14 protein-coding genes are annotated in these 15,155 nt (G+C 41.9%); 13 read left to right on the forward strand and 1 reads right to left on the reverse strand.

Annotated elements, in window-relative coordinates:
• The first annotated feature begins 12 nt into the window (after positions 1 to 12).
• The 13 genes from Q3W56_RS04805 (at position 13) to Q3W56_RS04865 (ending at position 14,540) form a co-directional block, all read left to right on the forward strand.
• Positions 13 to 624 (forward strand): major tail protein, encoded by a 612-nt coding sequence (locus Q3W56_RS04805; protein ID WP_077670784.1) that lies wholly within the window; start codon positions 13 to 15, stop codon positions 622 to 624.
• 66 nt (positions 625 to 690) lie between these two features.
• A complete protein-coding gene (gene gpG, locus Q3W56_RS04810; RefSeq protein WP_302894682.1) occupies positions 691 to 1,068 on the forward strand; it encodes a phage tail assembly chaperone G in 378 nt (125 codons plus the stop codon).
• A gap of 201 nt (positions 1,069 to 1,269) precedes the next feature.
• On the forward strand, positions 1,270 to 5,757 hold the full coding sequence (locus tag Q3W56_RS04815) for a phage tail tape measure protein (protein WP_302894683.1): 4,488 nt from the start codon (positions 1,270 to 1,272) through the stop codon (positions 5,755 to 5,757).
• On the forward strand, positions 5,751 to 6,590 hold the full coding sequence (locus Q3W56_RS04820; protein WP_302894684.1) for a phage tail family protein: 840 nt from the start codon (positions 5,751 to 5,753) through the stop codon (positions 6,588 to 6,590). The genes Q3W56_RS04815 and Q3W56_RS04820 overlap by 7 nt, the downstream gene beginning before the upstream one ends.
• A gap of 14 nt (positions 6,591 to 6,604) precedes the next feature.
• The gene (locus tag Q3W56_RS04825; protein ID WP_302894685.1) at positions 6,605 to 8,308 is read left to right on the forward strand and encodes a phage tail spike protein; all 1,704 of its coding nucleotides are present in this window, start codon (positions 6,605 to 6,607) and stop codon (positions 8,306 to 8,308) included.
• A gap of 50 nt (positions 8,309 to 8,358) precedes the next feature.
• Complete coding sequence (locus Q3W56_RS04830) at positions 8,359 to 10,257, forward strand: phage baseplate protein (RefSeq protein WP_302894686.1); 1,899 nt, start codon at positions 8,359 to 8,361, stop codon at positions 10,255 to 10,257.
• Positions 10,258 to 10,270: 13 nt separating this feature from the next.
• On the forward strand, positions 10,271 to 10,579 hold the full coding sequence (locus tag Q3W56_RS04835) for a hypothetical protein (RefSeq protein WP_302894687.1): 309 nt from the start codon (positions 10,271 to 10,273) through the stop codon (positions 10,577 to 10,579).
• Entirely contained in the window at positions 10,576 to 10,749 is a 174-nt protein-coding gene (locus tag Q3W56_RS04840; RefSeq protein ID WP_164906782.1) for a hypothetical protein, read from the forward strand. Before Q3W56_RS04835 ends, Q3W56_RS04840 begins: the two co-directional genes overlap by 4 nt.
• Before the next feature lie 12 nt (positions 10,750 to 10,761).
• Positions 10,762 to 12,477: a BppU family phage baseplate upper protein gene (locus Q3W56_RS04845; protein ID WP_302894688.1), complete on the forward strand. Its 1,716-nt coding sequence runs from the start codon at positions 10,762 to 10,764 to the stop codon at positions 12,475 to 12,477.
• A gap of 11 nt (positions 12,478 to 12,488) precedes the next feature.
• Complete coding sequence (locus Q3W56_RS04850; RefSeq protein WP_302894689.1) at positions 12,489 to 12,854, forward strand: hypothetical protein; 366 nt, start codon at positions 12,489 to 12,491, stop codon at positions 12,852 to 12,854.
• The gene (locus Q3W56_RS04855; protein WP_042975107.1) at positions 12,855 to 13,055 is read left to right on the forward strand and encodes an XkdX family protein; all 201 of its coding nucleotides are present in this window, start codon (positions 12,855 to 12,857) and stop codon (positions 13,053 to 13,055) included.
• 49 nt (positions 13,056 to 13,104) lie between these two features.
• Complete coding sequence (locus tag Q3W56_RS04860) at positions 13,105 to 13,527, forward strand: phage holin family protein (RefSeq protein WP_302894690.1); 423 nt, start codon at positions 13,105 to 13,107, stop codon at positions 13,525 to 13,527.
• Positions 13,528 to 13,571: 44 nt separating this feature from the next.
• Positions 13,572 to 14,540, forward strand: a complete 969-nt coding sequence (locus Q3W56_RS04865; RefSeq protein WP_302894691.1) for an N-acetylmuramoyl-L-alanine amidase — start codon at positions 13,572 to 13,574, stop codon at positions 14,538 to 14,540.
• A 274-nt stretch (positions 14,541 to 14,814) separates the two neighbouring features.
• On the opposite strand, the gene Q3W56_RS04870 is transcribed toward Q3W56_RS04865, so the two are convergent.
• Entirely contained in the window at positions 14,815 to 15,135 is a 321-nt protein-coding gene (locus tag Q3W56_RS04870) for a tRNA-Val4 (protein WP_174229684.1), read from the reverse strand.
• Positions 15,136 to 15,155: the final 20 nt, after the last annotated feature.

Genomic DNA, 15,155 nt, shown 5'->3' on the forward strand with positions numbered 1-15,155 from the left:
GGAGGTTTTAAGATGCCTGAATACAGTTCAGTGACAGGTTTAAAGAATGTGAAATTCGCGCCATTAAAAAAGGCGGGTAAATTTTATGTTCCCACAGAAATTCTTGACTATGAATTCGCAATCAATATGAAAGTTGAAACAGAAACATCCACAGAAAAACAATATGCGGATGACAAACTTGTCGATCTTGCAGTTTCAACTGGTTCAACTAAATTAGACATTGAAATGCGGGATCTGCCAATGGAGATTCTCTCTAAATTACTTGGAATTGAACAAGATGAAAACGGATTGTACTTGTTTAAGAAAAATATCATTCCTCCTTGGGTTGCGATGACGTTTCAAGGACCTAAAGCAAACGGCAAGTCTCGTCATGTGGGCTTGGTAAAAGGGAGATTCTCTTTGCCGGGCGATGAATGGAAAACAAAACAAGATAAAACGGATTTCCAAACGATCAAACTTTCAGCCGAATTCGTAGATAGAGAGCAGGACGATGTGTTCAAAATCGTTGCGGATGAAGATGGAGAAAAATTCGATATAGATTACTTTTATAAGGCAGTTTTTGGGGACGCCTATCAAAATAAACAAGACACAGAAGAAAATGTAAGTGCTGATCTTGGGAAATAAAAGGGGGAAGCTGAAAAGCTTCTCTTTATTTAGTTAAAATCTATTTAACCAAAAGGAGGAGTCATTATGGCTCAGAAACATATTTCTATCAAATTGTGGTTTGAAGACGAAAAAAAGTTTAAAACTTTTATTGCACCGCGAACAAATACAAAGACACTTCTCGAAGCGCTGAGATTAAATGCTGAAGCGGAAAAAACATCAGATAATCTTGAAAAGAGCATCAAAACATTGGAGAAACAAATCCAGTTTATTGTGAAAATATTCCGTGACCAGTTCACTTATGACGAGTTCACCGAAGGGCTACAATCATTTGAAGTGACAAAAGAAGTCAGCCGAATTCTCTCAGAGGTAGCTGGATACAAAGAAATTGAGGAAATGGATCAAGATTTTTTGCAGGAGAAGACGGAGAAGAGTACACCTACGAAAGAGGAATCCAGCAAATAAATGAAATTTATTCTACTCTGCTTGAACAAGGGTGGAAAATGACTGAAATAGATAACATGGACATTTACCATTACTTAGAGGTTTTGGCTGAAAAGAATAAGCCGAAAATTAAGACGGTAACAATTGACCAAATCTTTTAGACAGGAGCACACCTGTCTTTTTTTTTGTTGAGTTTATGCCAGGAAAGCGGGGTGTTTACATATGGCTCAACCAATAGGAAACATGGTTGTCAAAGTAGGTCTTGATGATACAGGTTTTAATCGAGGTATTGAAGGCCTAAAAAGGCAAATGCGCCTGGCAAACTCAGAAATGAAGGCGGCCGGCAGTATTTATAAGAATACCGGTGATCAAACGAAGCTCCTTCAGTCGCAAATGGAAGGGCTAAATAATAAATATAAAATCCAAGGCCGTTTAGTCCAAGAACACCGGCAGAGATATGATGAATTAGTCCGCCAAAAAGGGAAAGACAACCGCGAAACACAAATCCAAGCTCGGCGCTTAAATGATGCAGTAGCTGTTCATCAGAATTTAGGAAGAGAGCTGCAACAGGTCACTAAAGAATTTGAAAACACTTCTGCTAGTGGTAAGCGAGCAGCCGGCGTTTTTTCTGTCTTCAAGAAAGATTCACAGGGAGTATCGGAAGAGTTAAACGCTGTTTACACATCTGCAACGAAAGCTGGAAAAGCATTAACTGCTATTGGAGCAGTTGGAGTGGTAGGAATTGGTGCCACGGTAAAAGCAGCCGCAAGTTTTGAAAAAGCCATGAGTCGAGTGAGCGCTCTTGCAGGGGCTACGAATGATCAAATGGCTCAATTAACAGAAACAGCCCGGCATTTGGGAGCGACAACTCAATTTACAAATGGACAAGTGGCCGAGGGAATGCAGTATTTAGCGATGGCTGGATACAAAACAAATCAAATTATTGGTGCGATGCCAGGACTCCTTGCCACAGCTGCGGCAGGTCAAACAGATCTTGGGGTTACAGCTGATATTGTATCTGATATTTTAACAGAGTTTCATATCAAGGCCGAAGATACTAACCGAGTTGCGGATGTCATGACCTATACGTTCACCAATTCAAACGCCACACTCGAACAAATTGGTCAAACGATGAAATACGCTGCACCTGCTGCCAAAACGGCAGGAGTTAGCATGGAAGAGTTGGCAGCGGCAACCGGTATTATGGCGAACAGTGGTATTAAGGCAGATATGGCTGGTACGGCTCTCAGGTCTACATTAACCCGTATGGCTGCTCCACCGAAACCTGCGGCAGCCGCAATTGAAGAGTTGGGGCTAAAAGTGACCGATTCAACCGGGAAAATGCGCCCGTTAGCTGACATCATTGGCCAAATCAATGAGAAAACAAAAGACTATACAGAAACGGAAAAAGTCAGGATTGCCAAGCAGCTTGCAGGACAGCATGCTCTATCTGGATTCATTACCTTGATGCACGCTGGAAAGGACAAACTTCAGGACTTTACAAAAGAATTGGAGAACAGTGGTGGAACAGCTGACAAGATCGCTGATAAGCAAATGAATAATCTGGCCGGATCTTTTGAATATCTTAAATCGGCCACAAATAATGCTGTGATTACACTGGGAAATCAATTTATTCCGGTGATACGGGCCACAACAGACGTCATTACAAGTGCTGTCACATGGTTTGATTCCTTGCCTTCTTCAGTCGCTAGCACAATTGCCATTACAGGCGCAGCGGTCACTGTGTTCTCGCTCTTGGGCGGTGCTTTCCTGCTCACTTTAGGTGCAATTCCGAAAATGGCTGCGGGCTGGAATATGCTGCGCACAGCTGGGGCGTATTTAACCGGGAATGTGAATCGTGCTTCTACAAGTCTAACCGTTTACTCTGCTGAGGCGATTGCAGCCGGCACAGCTTCAAGAACAGCGGCAGCGGGGATGGCTACCACTTCAACAGCGGCGGCAGTAGCATCCACCAGAATGGATCGTTTTCATCAAACTTCTGCACTTGCAACAACAAGAGTAGGACGTCTTGAACAAAATACAAACAGAAGCGCAAGAGCGATGAGAGGTCTTAGCGGAGCTTCTCGTGTAGCTGGGGTTGGCCTTGGTCTATTTGGTGGACCTGTCGGAACAATCGCTGGACTGATTCTATCTTTTGCGCCTGAACTAATCAAATTCGGTTCTAGCATCGTAAAAACGGGCATTAGTGCTGTAAAAGGCGCTGGCGGCTTTATGAAACTTGCGAAAAGTGGGTTCGGTCTTTTTAACATTCTAAAAAAAGGTGCCGGGATTGTCGGTCTTTTGCGCGGTGGGCTCAGTTTGCTTGGTGGTCCAATCGGAATAGCTGTTACTGGTGTCACCCTTTTAGCTGATGCAGGATTTAAGTATTACGACAACTTGAAGAAAAGGGTACTGCCGGCGACTATCGACTTTGGCGATAAGGTTTCTGAATCCACTTCGAAAGCGATTAATGCCTATGAAGATATGAACACCAAAGTCGGTGCCAAGCTAAATTATTACTATTTAACAAACAAAAAGATCACGAAAAAAATAGCTGATAACATGTCCAGTGAGTATGAAAAGATGGGCCAAACTATTCTTGATGGCTATCAAAAGAGCACTGATAAATCTTTAAAAGTTTTAAGTGATTTTTATGCTTCCAATAAAGAAATGTCAGAAAAAGAGAAGACAGAAACATTACAGAATATCAAAGACAACAATAAGGACAAGCATAAAGAAATATCCGGGTATACCAAGCGCATCAAAAAGATTTGGGAAAATGCTGCTAAAGATCACCGAGATATTACAGATGACGAACGCAAGGAAATAGAACAGATTATTAAGAAAATGAATAGCCATGTTGAATCTGCTCTTACTAAAAGTAAAGAGGAGCAGACAATTATCGCTGGAAAACTAAAAGACAACAAAACTGAACTTTCTGCAAAAGAAGCAGCTGCCACAGTTAAAAACAGCAAAAAAGCAAAAGACAATGTGGTCAAGAATGCTGAAAAGCAATATAAAGAAGTAGTGAAAAACGCTGATCTAGAGTATTACGTCAAGGGTTCTATCACTAAAAAACAACATGATGATACTGTTAGCTCTGCGAAGAGTCAGAAAGACAAGGTAGTCAAGGAGGCTGAAAAAACTCATAAAGGTGTAGTCAGTGAAGCGAAAATGCAGGCTGCCGGGCACATAGAAGCAGTAGATTGGGAGACAGGTGAAGTCCTTGGTGAATTTGATACTTTTCTCGTTGATCTAGCAGGTGTTGTCAATAAAATTACCGGCGGGATCAATACTGTTCTTGAGTTCATGCACATTCCTACCATTCCTGAATGGAAGCCTAAAGGATACAGCGGAAACTCTGAAATGCAAGTAGCGCCTGGCAGGGCCTATGCCAAAGGAACAGACTTTCACCCTGGCGGAAGGGCGTTAGTCGGTGAAGAAGGTTTTGAACTTGCTCATACACCTGGCATCGGAACTTATGTGGTTGGAATGGGCGGCCCGCAGGTTTGGGATTTACCGCGTGGTACATCGGTTCTCCCACATAGTCAGTCAAAAGAAGTCATGGCAACCGGTCTACCTGGTTATGCTGGCGGTGTCGGAAGCTTTTTTAAAGACGCCATTAATGGATCCAAGAAACTTGTAAAAGGGGCGATATCAGCAGGGGAAGGCGTTGTCAATAAAGCGAAAGATGTTGCATCGGGTGCTATGGAAATGATTTTGAACGGTCCCGAGAAAATGATTAAGAATTTGTTTAAAGGCTTTATCCCTTTTAAGTCCGGAAAAGGTGTGGACTCACTAGGGACTGGTATCCTCCAAACATTAAAAAATGGGGCTAGTCAGTTTTTGAAAAACATTCTTCCTGATGCCGGGCTTTTCACAGCAGATGCCTATAAGGGAGCGACAGGATCTGCCCAGGTTCAAAAATGGGTAGCGGAAGCTGTCGGCATTGCGGGCGTACCATTCTCGTGGGTTCCTGGCTTGATCACCATTGCAATGAAGGAGTCTGGAGGAAATCCCAATGCCATTAACCTTACTGACTCAAATGCAAGAGCCGGTCATCCATCTCGTGGGCTGATGCAGACGATTCCAAGTACGTTTTCATCCAATGCGTTTCCAGGGCACAATAACATTCTTAATCCGGTTGATAATATACTGGCTGCAATCAATTACATCAAAGGTCGCTATGGGGATATTTCTAATCACCCAGGATTGAAATCAATGGCTCGCGGCGGCCCGTATGTGGGATACGCAAAAGGAGGGACTTCACCGGGGCGCGGCGGCTCTAAATGGGCGATTCTAAACGAACGGGGCTTTGATGAGACCACGATTACAACAGACCCGACGTATCGGGAACGTAACATCGGTTTATGGGCGCGTGTAGGACGCGAGCTTGGCGTTCTTCCATCACTTCAACAAGGGATGATTTCAAAAGCCCTTGTGTTGCTTCAAAAAGCTTCAATGGCTACAGCTGACAAAGCGCCACAGACCAATGTAAATGTTGACATGAGCCGTGTGGTTGAGAATCAAGAGAAGCAAATCAGCATGATGAGCCAGCAAATAGATGCTCTTCAGCAAAACATTCAGCTTTTGCAGCAGCTTGTTTTGAAAGACAATCACACGTATATAGACGGGACAAGACTGGATCAAACCAGCGCGGACCGTTATAACAAAAAACGTTATAGAAACGGGGGTAAGCCTGCATGGTAAAACTGTTTATTGATTTTAATAATGGACTAGGGGAGCAGAGCCTTGACAGCTTACTCCCTCAATTTGAAGTATTGAGCTTTTTGCCGGAAGCTCCAAATATTAATCGGGAAACAATTACGATCCCTCGGCGGCACGGTCTGATTTTGCCGCAGCACCCACGCGATGTGACTTACGGAGAAAGAAAAATAAATGTTGAGATTTATTTGAATGCGCTCAAGCATGAGAATTTTTATATGTACAGGCATCAGCTATATGCCCTATTGGTTAAGCCGTTTCCTTATTACATTTCTTCTGATCTTTGGCCGAATCGCCGTTTTCTTGTAACATGTGACGGGAATTTCAGCATCCAAAAAGAGAAGGAGAAAACCTACAATGATTTTTCTGTGGAGTTCACTAACATTACAGGGATGGCAGAATCAACTTTTACAACAAAAGATAAGCAGTATTTCACTAGAGCAAAGCGAACTTTTGGTATGAACATCCCGCCTAATGATCAATTGAACTATTCTTTTAAGAATCAGAAACGTTATTCTGTGTTTAATCCCGGCGATGTGCAGATAAATCCACTGGATCATGATTACAATGTCCTGTTAAATGCTGCAGGTAAAAATGTAACGTTGATCAATCATACGAATGACGAAAAGCTTACGATTGAACAGGAACTAAAGAAAAGTCAGCAGGTATCTTTTCTTAAACAATATACAATCATTAATAACACGCCGATTAAAACATCTGGCCGGCTGCCGAGTCTTGAAATAGGATGGAATGAGTTTGAAGTTCAGAACACAAGTGATTTCACCATCCAATTCGATACTCGGCTCTATTATTTGTAAGAGGTGGTGGTTTTTTGGCTAAAGAAGATTTCATTAAACAAATAGCCGCCGACGCTCAAAGAGTTTATAAAAACCATCAAATTCTTGCTTCGTTAATCATTGCCCAGGGCTGTCTTGAGAGTGCATGGGGAACAAGTGAACTTGCAACAAAAGGACACAACCTATTCGGCATGAAGGGCGAGTATAAGGGACAATATGTCACAATGATGACATGGGAAGTCATTAACGGTGAAAATGTTCAGGTTCCGGCAAAGTTTCGAAAATATCCCTCTTGGAAAGAGTCGATTGACGACTTAGCTAACCTGTATCTCAATGGTGTAAGCTGGGATAAAAATCATTACAGGGCGGTTGTTGGAGAGACAGATTATCAAAAAGCTACAGCTGCGCTCGTAAAAGCTGGATATGCAACTGATCCAAATTATGCAACAAAGCTCAATAGCATTATTTTCACGTATAAATTAACCAAATACGATACAACTGAGGGGCTGCCCGACAATCTGGATGAACCAAGTAATCCTGATCCGATCGTAGACCTGCCCAGCAAAGAGTATGACGGAAAAGATATTACGCTAAATCAGAGCCTTCCTAAAGATGTATATTTTCCAAAGCTGCATGTGGCGAGTCAGGACGATTCACAAGCTATTGAAGTCATCGGAGCAGACCCGGACTTATTAGACGATACGACAGGGAAAAAGGACATTGAATTTACGATCACAAGGACAGCAGATAATGGCACAGAATACGACTTGCTTGTGAATGACAATATTGTTTATCTTGATGAGAAAAAATTCAATCATCAAAAGTATTTCATCACAGATATTGCAATTAACCAGGAAGGAACACTTTCTAAAAAAGTAACAGCAAGCCACGTCTACGTTGTGACACTAAACAATCACTATGTGGAAGATACGATCAGTGGGACGTTTACCGTCAGGAAAATGCTTGATTTTATTTTTAAAGGCACAAAATTAAGGTACATCTTTATGGACAAAGAAAGTGAGTTCTCTAGCGTTGAACAAGAGAATTTTGGTGACAGATTCGGAAATGATCTGATGGATGAAATTGTGGAAGACTATGGCTTAGAATTAGATGTCGATAATTATAAAGTCTACGTGTATAAGAAAATGGGCAAACGAATAAATCATACACTTGATACTCGATATAATATGCCTGGTATCACAATCAAAACCTCTACTCAAGGGTGTTCCACAAGAGCGAGGGGTTTTGGTGCAATTAAAGAAAACAGCAGCACAGACAGCAAAAAAACGGAGTATGTTTTTGAGCCAGTGTTGTACAAGCATCCTGATGAAGATAAATTCCTCATTGATGGCATGCCGAGATGGGCAGAACCATTGAGGGATGAAAAATATAAAAAAGCATCCAGTATGTTGGCGGCTTTGAAAAAGTACGTAAACCCATATCCACAGACTGAAATAGAAGTGGATTATGAATACATCTACGAGCCGAAGCTTTTAAAGATACAAGAGGATTTCTGGAAAGGTGACACGCTGCATATTTTGGCTGACACATCATATGGCGTGACGTACGAAGATGATGTCCGCCTTTTGGCCATTCAATATAAACCATTGAATCCTTACGCAAAGCCGACACTGACATTTGCTAATTTCCGAAAAGATATTCAAGACATTCGGATGGAGCAAGAGAAGAGATTGAAAGATCAAAAGCGATATATGCAAAAACTTAGAATGATGATATGAGCATCCTTACCAGGGTGCTTTTTGTTTTGTCTTGAAAGGAGAGTGATCTCATGGTGATCAGATTAATAAAAGATTATGATTCTACAAAAGACTCACTGTATCTTGCGCAGCAGCGGGATGATCTGGAAAGCATTGAAAATGGCTTAAATGGTCTATCCGCCACTATTGCTAATCATAAATCAGCTGTGACTGCTCATACGTCTTCTCAAGTTGCTCATGGTGGTGGGCTGACAGTTTACGAGGAAATTGAAATAGCGAAAGCGCGGCTCCGAAACATTGTGTTAGAAGCGGATGGGACCAATATAAAAGAAACAATTGATGCTCGAGTAGATAAAAGAGGGAAAGTCTATCCGTCTTTACGTGATCACCTTGTCGCAAACGAAACTGATCTCGAAAACTTGGATTCAATGATTCAGAAGGAATTGTCTTTTGACTTTACAACCGTTCCGCCGGTTTATCACACAAACTTGAATTTAGCAGATAAAACGGTGCTTCAGTGTTTTGTTATTGATGAATTGACAGGTGACATCTACGCCACACAGGTTGCCAGCGGTAATCAAGATAAAAGTGAGAGTTTCACCATTACCCGGATGAATCAAAACGGGGTGATGCTGGACAGCATGACACTCATTCACGGCGGCCACGGTACCACAATTGGACTGGAACGGGAAAACGGAAAAATGTACATCTGGTCAAACTATGATGTAGTCGATTCAAACGGAAATGCTATAGGAAACGATCTGGTTCGTTTCCCTTATACGGCAGGTGCCACTTTAAATGGTGGCAGCGGTGGGATTAAACGCTATAACAAATTCAACGATTACTATACGATTCCAGTGATTGATAGAGAGAACGGTTTTATTGCCTTCCGGGTAAAATTAAATGATGGTAATAGTCTTGTGGAGCTCCGGAAATTAAGTGATGTAAAAAGTGGAGTGAATAAAGTGCTGGGAAAAGTGACAATCCCAAGTGATCTGCATTATCTACAGGGATTTACAATAGATGGGTATGATTTGTATTGGTATACCGGTGATACAAACAATAAAACGTATCCATGCGAGTTGGCCTTATTTAGCTTTAAAGATGGCGGTTTAAAAAAACGTATCTCTTGTGATTTTGGTTATGGGCCAGACGGCAAATATGAAGATGGTTTCCGCGAACCTGAATCAGTCTTTTTATATAAAGACCCAAAGACAGGAAAGAAATCACTTTTTGCTGGCGTGGCGACGGGAGCCGTCGGGAAAAGGCTTGCCAAGGTATACGCCTTTCATTCAAAAGAGAATGCAGCCAAATTTGGTATTGATTTAGCTCAAGGTTATCAAGGGTATAAACTCACCCAAAATAGCGGCTATGCAAAGCGGTTGCCAGAAGGACTTAAATCATTAAAAGAATTTCGGCAAGTGGGTTATTACTATATGACGACCCCAGAGACCAAAACACTATCTGATCACCCGGACAGTGGAGATGCTGGTTGGTGGTTAAATGTTGCACCAGCTGACCGTGTGGGCTCAGTTATTCAAACGTTAACACGAAACTCAACAGCAAGGCCACTCAAGATTTTGACACGAGTAGTCACAAGTGAAGGCAAAGAAGGAGAATGGTCAGAGATTTCAGCAAGTGGAAAGCTGCCCTGGGCAAACCTGCCCTTAAAGAATGGCGCAAAGAATCCTGACAGCAACAACCGTCTCCAATTTGCAGTACAGGGAGGTTTTCTTTATGTAAGGGGCCGTGTGACAATTCCTAAAAAAGACGGTGTGGACTTTGCGACATTACCTGTCAGTGCGCGGCCGAAGAAGAATGCCTTTAAAGGGTGCCCGGTAGGAGGGACTACGGGTGACAGGAAAATTGTATTTCGTTCGAATGGTAATATCTCGGCCCTCGGACTTATTGCGAATAACGCTGGAAACGTAACTTACACATACATTGATGAAATCATCAAATTAAATTAAGGGAGCGAAGCGTATGACTTTTCAGCAAGAATGGGCTTACCAATATGATGAAAACTTTATTTACGATTGCCCGGTTGAGATTCAATACATCGAAGATGATGACGGGAACGTAAAACGCATTGTTCCGGAAAAAGCAACTGAAATCAGTCCGGGTGACTTGGTGCAAGCCAAATGGACGGGAACAGAGTGGGTAGAAAGCGCATCGGTTGAATACATTGAGTCGCTTGAGAAAGCTGACTCAGGGGAAGAAAGCGACGGGGCAAAGGCGCTGAAAGCTGTTGCCGATATACTTGAAACAATGGTAAGGGGTGATGCGGGATGAGCAGCCCTTTTTATAATGCCATCAAGACGTGTTATCTATCAGGGTATTGGGACGGCAAGGAGGAGCTTCTTTCTATGGCCGTCGATCAAGGCAAGATAACTGAAGAGGAAATGAATGAGATCAAAAGGCTGCGGCAGGCTGACAAAGGATCTCCTTCTATAGAAGAGTAAAGGAGGGACACTATGCCGCACAAAGATGAATCACTTACTTTTACAATCAATGGCCGGCGCAAAAGCCCAGTACAAACGAATATACAATATACAACTCAAGACAAAGGCACAGCAAAACTGTCATTTCAGCTTATGAAAGACGGGGTTCCCCTTCCGTTATCGGCGGCAGTGGTGAAGCTCGTTCTTTTCATGTCTGACGGCAGCCGATTTGTCCGAGACATTGAAATCATTGATAAATTGAACGGCCGGCTGACCTATATTCTCTCTGATGAAGAAATTAAGCACGTTGGGACTGTTCAGGCGGAATTGGATGTTTCTTACACCAATCAACAGGCAATGTCGATCCATGAATTTTCTTTTGAGATTAAGAAAGCATTGATTGACACTGATATTCTACCAAGTGTGGAATACTATATTGACGATTTTGAATCCTTGAAAAATAAGATCAACGAGCTTTATAACGAGACCATTCAGACCGTCGAAGAGCTGCGGAAAAAATTTGAGGACTTACAGAACGTTGAGACAAAAGATGGAGCACAGAAAAAGGCTGATGCTGTTCAGGCTAATTTAGACACCCATATAAATGACCAGTCCAACCCTCATGGCGTTACAAAAAGTCAGGTAGGATTGGGGAACGTCGAAAACGTAAAACAAGCTGATTTTTATGAATTTCGAGCTCATAACTTAAACAGTGAACGCCATGTCACAAAAAACGATAAGAATAAATGGAATGCCGGACAGCTCTATAAACTAACCCAAGATAATGGGAGGGTATTTTATAAAGCCAGCAGTGAAACAACGGATTATAATGAATTAACTGATACCGGGATGTATCTGATATACAATGCTGGTTTACACGGGCCAGGCTTGACCCAATGTTTTCTTCTGGTTATGAGTTATGGAAATACGCTCGTTCAAACTGCGTATGATGCTACCAATGGTTTGAAATGCTTCAATCGAATCCGTAAAAATGACTGGGAAACGTGGACACCTTGGGTTGAAATAGAAACTGTAGGTGGATCCCAAAAGAAAATTGATGCACATGCCAATAAAACTGATATCCATGTCACGAAGTCTGATAAGGATAAGTGGAATGGAGCACAGTTAATGAAAATCACGTCCGATGTAGGAGCCCCTTTAATAAGTATCAGTGATTCAGATGATTTCTACGAAAAAATCATAGCAAACGGAAAAACGTTTGGAACATTTTATTCGACTGGGAATGCCAAGAATGCACCTTCTTCAGTATCAACTAGAGGTATTTTTCACTTTACCTCATTGGATGACAATGGGAAAGCTACTTACGGATATATAATTGCTACTGACTGGAATAATAACGTTTTTAGTAACTATCTGGACAAAAAAAGAGGCTGGCAGGGGTGGAAACGTCTTGTAACAAACGTAGATTTGGAATCAGTGGTCTGGCATGACGTCACGCTTAAAAATGGGGCAGCTACTGGGGACAGAACGTTTCAATATGCGAAATGGGGCAAACTCCTTCTGTTGCGTGGCCATATAACGGCAACTCGTGAAGTTGTATGCGGGACAATTCCATCTGACAGACTGCCGGCAAACGGCGTGGCCGTGATGGTTCCGGTTTCTGGTACTACAGGGTATAGTAAGTTATTTATTAATGCCAGTGGAGATATGAAGCTAACCGGTATTCACTCAAATAATGACAGCAATGTGACGGGTTACTACATGGATGCCGTTGTCGCTTTAAACTAAGGAGGTTAAGAATGTTACAGGTCTATAAATATGATGAAAATTATATGTTTATTGAACCCATATTAGTCACTGAAATAGACGAAAAAGGTGATTATATCATTCCTGCAGATTGCACGACCGTAGAGCTGCCGGATTCTCCTTCATTATTCAAACCAAAGTTCGATACAGAGAATCAAGAATGGACGGAGACAGCTACTCAGGAAGAGATTGACGAGATTCTAAGCGCTGGGGTATCCGAAGTGTCGCCGGTAAGTCAATTAAAAGAACAAAATGCATTGCTGCTCATGCAACTGGCAGAAACGCAAAAACAATCGCAAGAGCAAGCCGAAACGATAGCGAGCCTATTAATGTCTTTGACTGAAAAAGGAGTGTTGTAAATGGAATGGTTTAAATGTATTCAATACTGCTACAGCTGGAAGGCTTACAATGATGAAGATGTTGCTAAATATGTGGAACTAGGCAAGATAACAGATATTCAATATAAAGAAATTACCGGAAAGGAATACCCTTCTCCCAGCGACGTCCCTTCTGGGGAGACTGACGAGCCTGCTGGGGTTGAATTGAACAAAGAAGGATAAACGCTTAATAGGCGTTTTTATTTTTGCCTCTAGGAGGTGATAACAAGAAATGGAGGAGACAACGGTGTTTATTAATTTTGAAACATTGGATTTAGCGAGAGTTTACCTGTTTGGGGGTGTGAAGTACCTTGATTTACTGCTAGTTCTCAGTATTCTCGACGTAATAACGGGCGTGATCAAGGCTTGGAAATTCAAAAAGCTCCGGAGCCGGAGCGCTTGGTTCGGTTATGTGCGTAAGATGCTCAGTTTTCTGGTGGTCATCGTGGCAAACATCATAGATACAATTCTTAATCTGAACGGGGTCCTGACATTTGGAACCGTTCTTTTTTATATCGCCAATGAAGGGCTTTCTATTACTGAGAACCTTGCACAGATCGGCGTTAAGATTCCGGTTGCCATTACTGATCGGCTTCACGTAATCGAAAATGATAATGATCAAACAAATGAAAAGGATGAACAGGCTGCTGGGTAACCCGGCGGCTTTTTTCTATATCAAAAATAAAGGAGAGAACACTTATGACAATCAAAGTGAAAAAGAATCTTGTATCAGAAGCTAAATATGGTTTGAAATGCCCTAATCACATGGACGCTGAATACATCACCATCCACAATACAGCGAATGACGCGTCAGCTGCCAATGAGATCAGCTATATGATCGGAAATACTAGCTCGACAAGCTTTCATTTTGCCGTTGATGACAAAGAGGTTATTCAAGGGCTACCGTTAAATCGTAACGCATGGCACACAGGAGACGGCACAAACGGCACAGGGAACCGTAAGTCTATTGGTGTTGAAATCTGCTACAGCAAGTCAGGAGGCGCTAAATATAAGGCAGCAGAAAAGCTGGCGATTAAGTTTGTGGCGCAGCTGCTCAAAGAGCGAGGCTGGGGTATTGATCGTGTGCGCAAGCATCAAGACTGGAACGGCAAGTATTGTCCGCACCGTATTTTGTCAGAGGGCAGATGGGATGAGGTTAAGGCTGCCATTGAAAAAGAATTGAAGGCTCTGGGCGGGAAAACAACTTCAACATCTGCGCCTAAAGCTTCTGGGGGCACTTACACAGTCAAAAAAGGCGATACTCTTTCCGCAATTGCAAAAGAGCACGGGGTGAGTGTGGCAACCCTGCAAAGCTTGAACGGTATCAAAAACCCGAACTTGATCAAGGTCGGCCAAGTATTAAAGCTCACAGGCTCAAGCACTTCGAGCCCTAAACCAAGCAGCAAAAAAACGTCATATGCGCTGCCCTCTGGTGTCATTAGAGTAACAAGCCCTATGCGAAAAGGGGATGACGTAAGGCGTATTCAAAATGCTCTGGCGTCTCTTTATTTCTACCCGGACAAAGGGGCGAAGAATAACGGCATTGATGGCGTTTATGGTCCAAAAACAGCAAATGCAGTCAAACGTTTTCAGTCAGTAAGCGGTTTGACGCCTGACGGTATCTACGGTCCGAAAACTAAGGCGAAAATTGAAGCAAAATTGAAGTGATATAAAAAGGCCCTCTCTAAAATGGGGCCTTTATCTTTTATATGTTGACTAGCAAATAGCGATAATTAAATCGCAACATCTTGATAACCTACCTCTTCTACTTCTTCATTTATGAGACGAACTCCTAAACCATTTGATGGTACTACCATCATGAGGTATGAATTTCATTTAGAAATTTTATGTTGTTCAACGCATAATACAAAAAACAAAAAGCACTTGTTGCCTAAAAAGACAATCAAGCGCTTAAGTAATTATATCTTCAATATCCAATTATCTATTCTATCGCCTCTTTCCATATTAAAATCAACTCTAAAAACTCATCAGTTTCTATTATACTTTCAAAAGGCTCATCAACCCGGTAATGATGCTCAGCTATTGTCATGTTTTTCTTAATTATTATACTTGTAGCATTCAACGTAATTTCAAAGTCTTCATAATCTCCTGTTAAAACCTTCTTAACGTATCCAATATACTCGTCTGCTTCCTCTTTTGTTGAAATATCCTCAAAAACGTCCGAGAAAACAGTTAATTTTTCCGGTAGTATTATTCTTGTGATACCAAATGGATCTTTTTTAAATTCATATGAATATCTCATCTTGTTTTTCACCTTCTATG

The organism is Bacillus sp. C28GYM-DRY-1 (genome assembly GCF_030519405.1).
GTDB classification, from domain to species: Bacteria; Bacillota; Bacilli; order Bacillales; family Bacillaceae; genus Bacillus; species Bacillus spizizenii_A.

What these genes read in the sequence shown, in the direction of transcription:
- Q3W56_RS04850 (WP_302894689.1), top strand. Translation starts at nt 12,489, where the DNA reads ATGTTACAGGTCTATAAATATGATGAAAATTATATGTTTATTGAACCC.
- Q3W56_RS04870 (WP_174229684.1), bottom strand. Translation starts at nt 15,135, where the DNA reads ATGAGATATTCATATGAATTTAAAAAAGATCCATTTGGTATCACAAGA.
- Q3W56_RS04835 (WP_302894687.1), top strand. Translation starts at nt 10,271, where the DNA reads ATGACTTTTCAGCAAGAATGGGCTTACCAATATGATGAAAACTTTATT.
- Q3W56_RS04860 (WP_302894690.1), top strand. Translation starts at nt 13,105, where the DNA reads ATGGAGGAGACAACGGTGTTTATTAATTTTGAAACATTGGATTTAGCG.
- Q3W56_RS04840 (WP_164906782.1), top strand. Translation starts at nt 10,576, where the DNA reads ATGAGCAGCCCTTTTTATAATGCCATCAAGACGTGTTATCTATCAGGG.
- Q3W56_RS04865 (WP_302894691.1), top strand. Translation starts at nt 13,572, where the DNA reads ATGACAATCAAAGTGAAAAAGAATCTTGTATCAGAAGCTAAATATGGT.
- Q3W56_RS04805 (WP_077670784.1), top strand. Translation starts at nt 13, where the DNA reads ATGCCTGAATACAGTTCAGTGACAGGTTTAAAGAATGTGAAATTCGCG.
- Q3W56_RS04845 (WP_302894688.1), top strand. Translation starts at nt 10,762, where the DNA reads ATGCCGCACAAAGATGAATCACTTACTTTTACAATCAATGGCCGGCGC.
- Q3W56_RS04855 (WP_042975107.1), top strand. Translation starts at nt 12,855, where the DNA reads ATGGAATGGTTTAAATGTATTCAATACTGCTACAGCTGGAAGGCTTAC.
- gpG (WP_302894682.1), top strand. Translation starts at nt 691, where the DNA reads ATGGCTCAGAAACATATTTCTATCAAATTGTGGTTTGAAGACGAAAAA.
- Q3W56_RS04820 (WP_302894684.1), top strand. Translation starts at nt 5,751, where the DNA reads ATGGTAAAACTGTTTATTGATTTTAATAATGGACTAGGGGAGCAGAGC.
- Q3W56_RS04830 (WP_302894686.1), top strand. Translation starts at nt 8,359, where the DNA reads ATGGTGATCAGATTAATAAAAGATTATGATTCTACAAAAGACTCACTG.
- Q3W56_RS04815 (WP_302894683.1), top strand. Translation starts at nt 1,270, where the DNA reads ATGGCTCAACCAATAGGAAACATGGTTGTCAAAGTAGGTCTTGATGAT.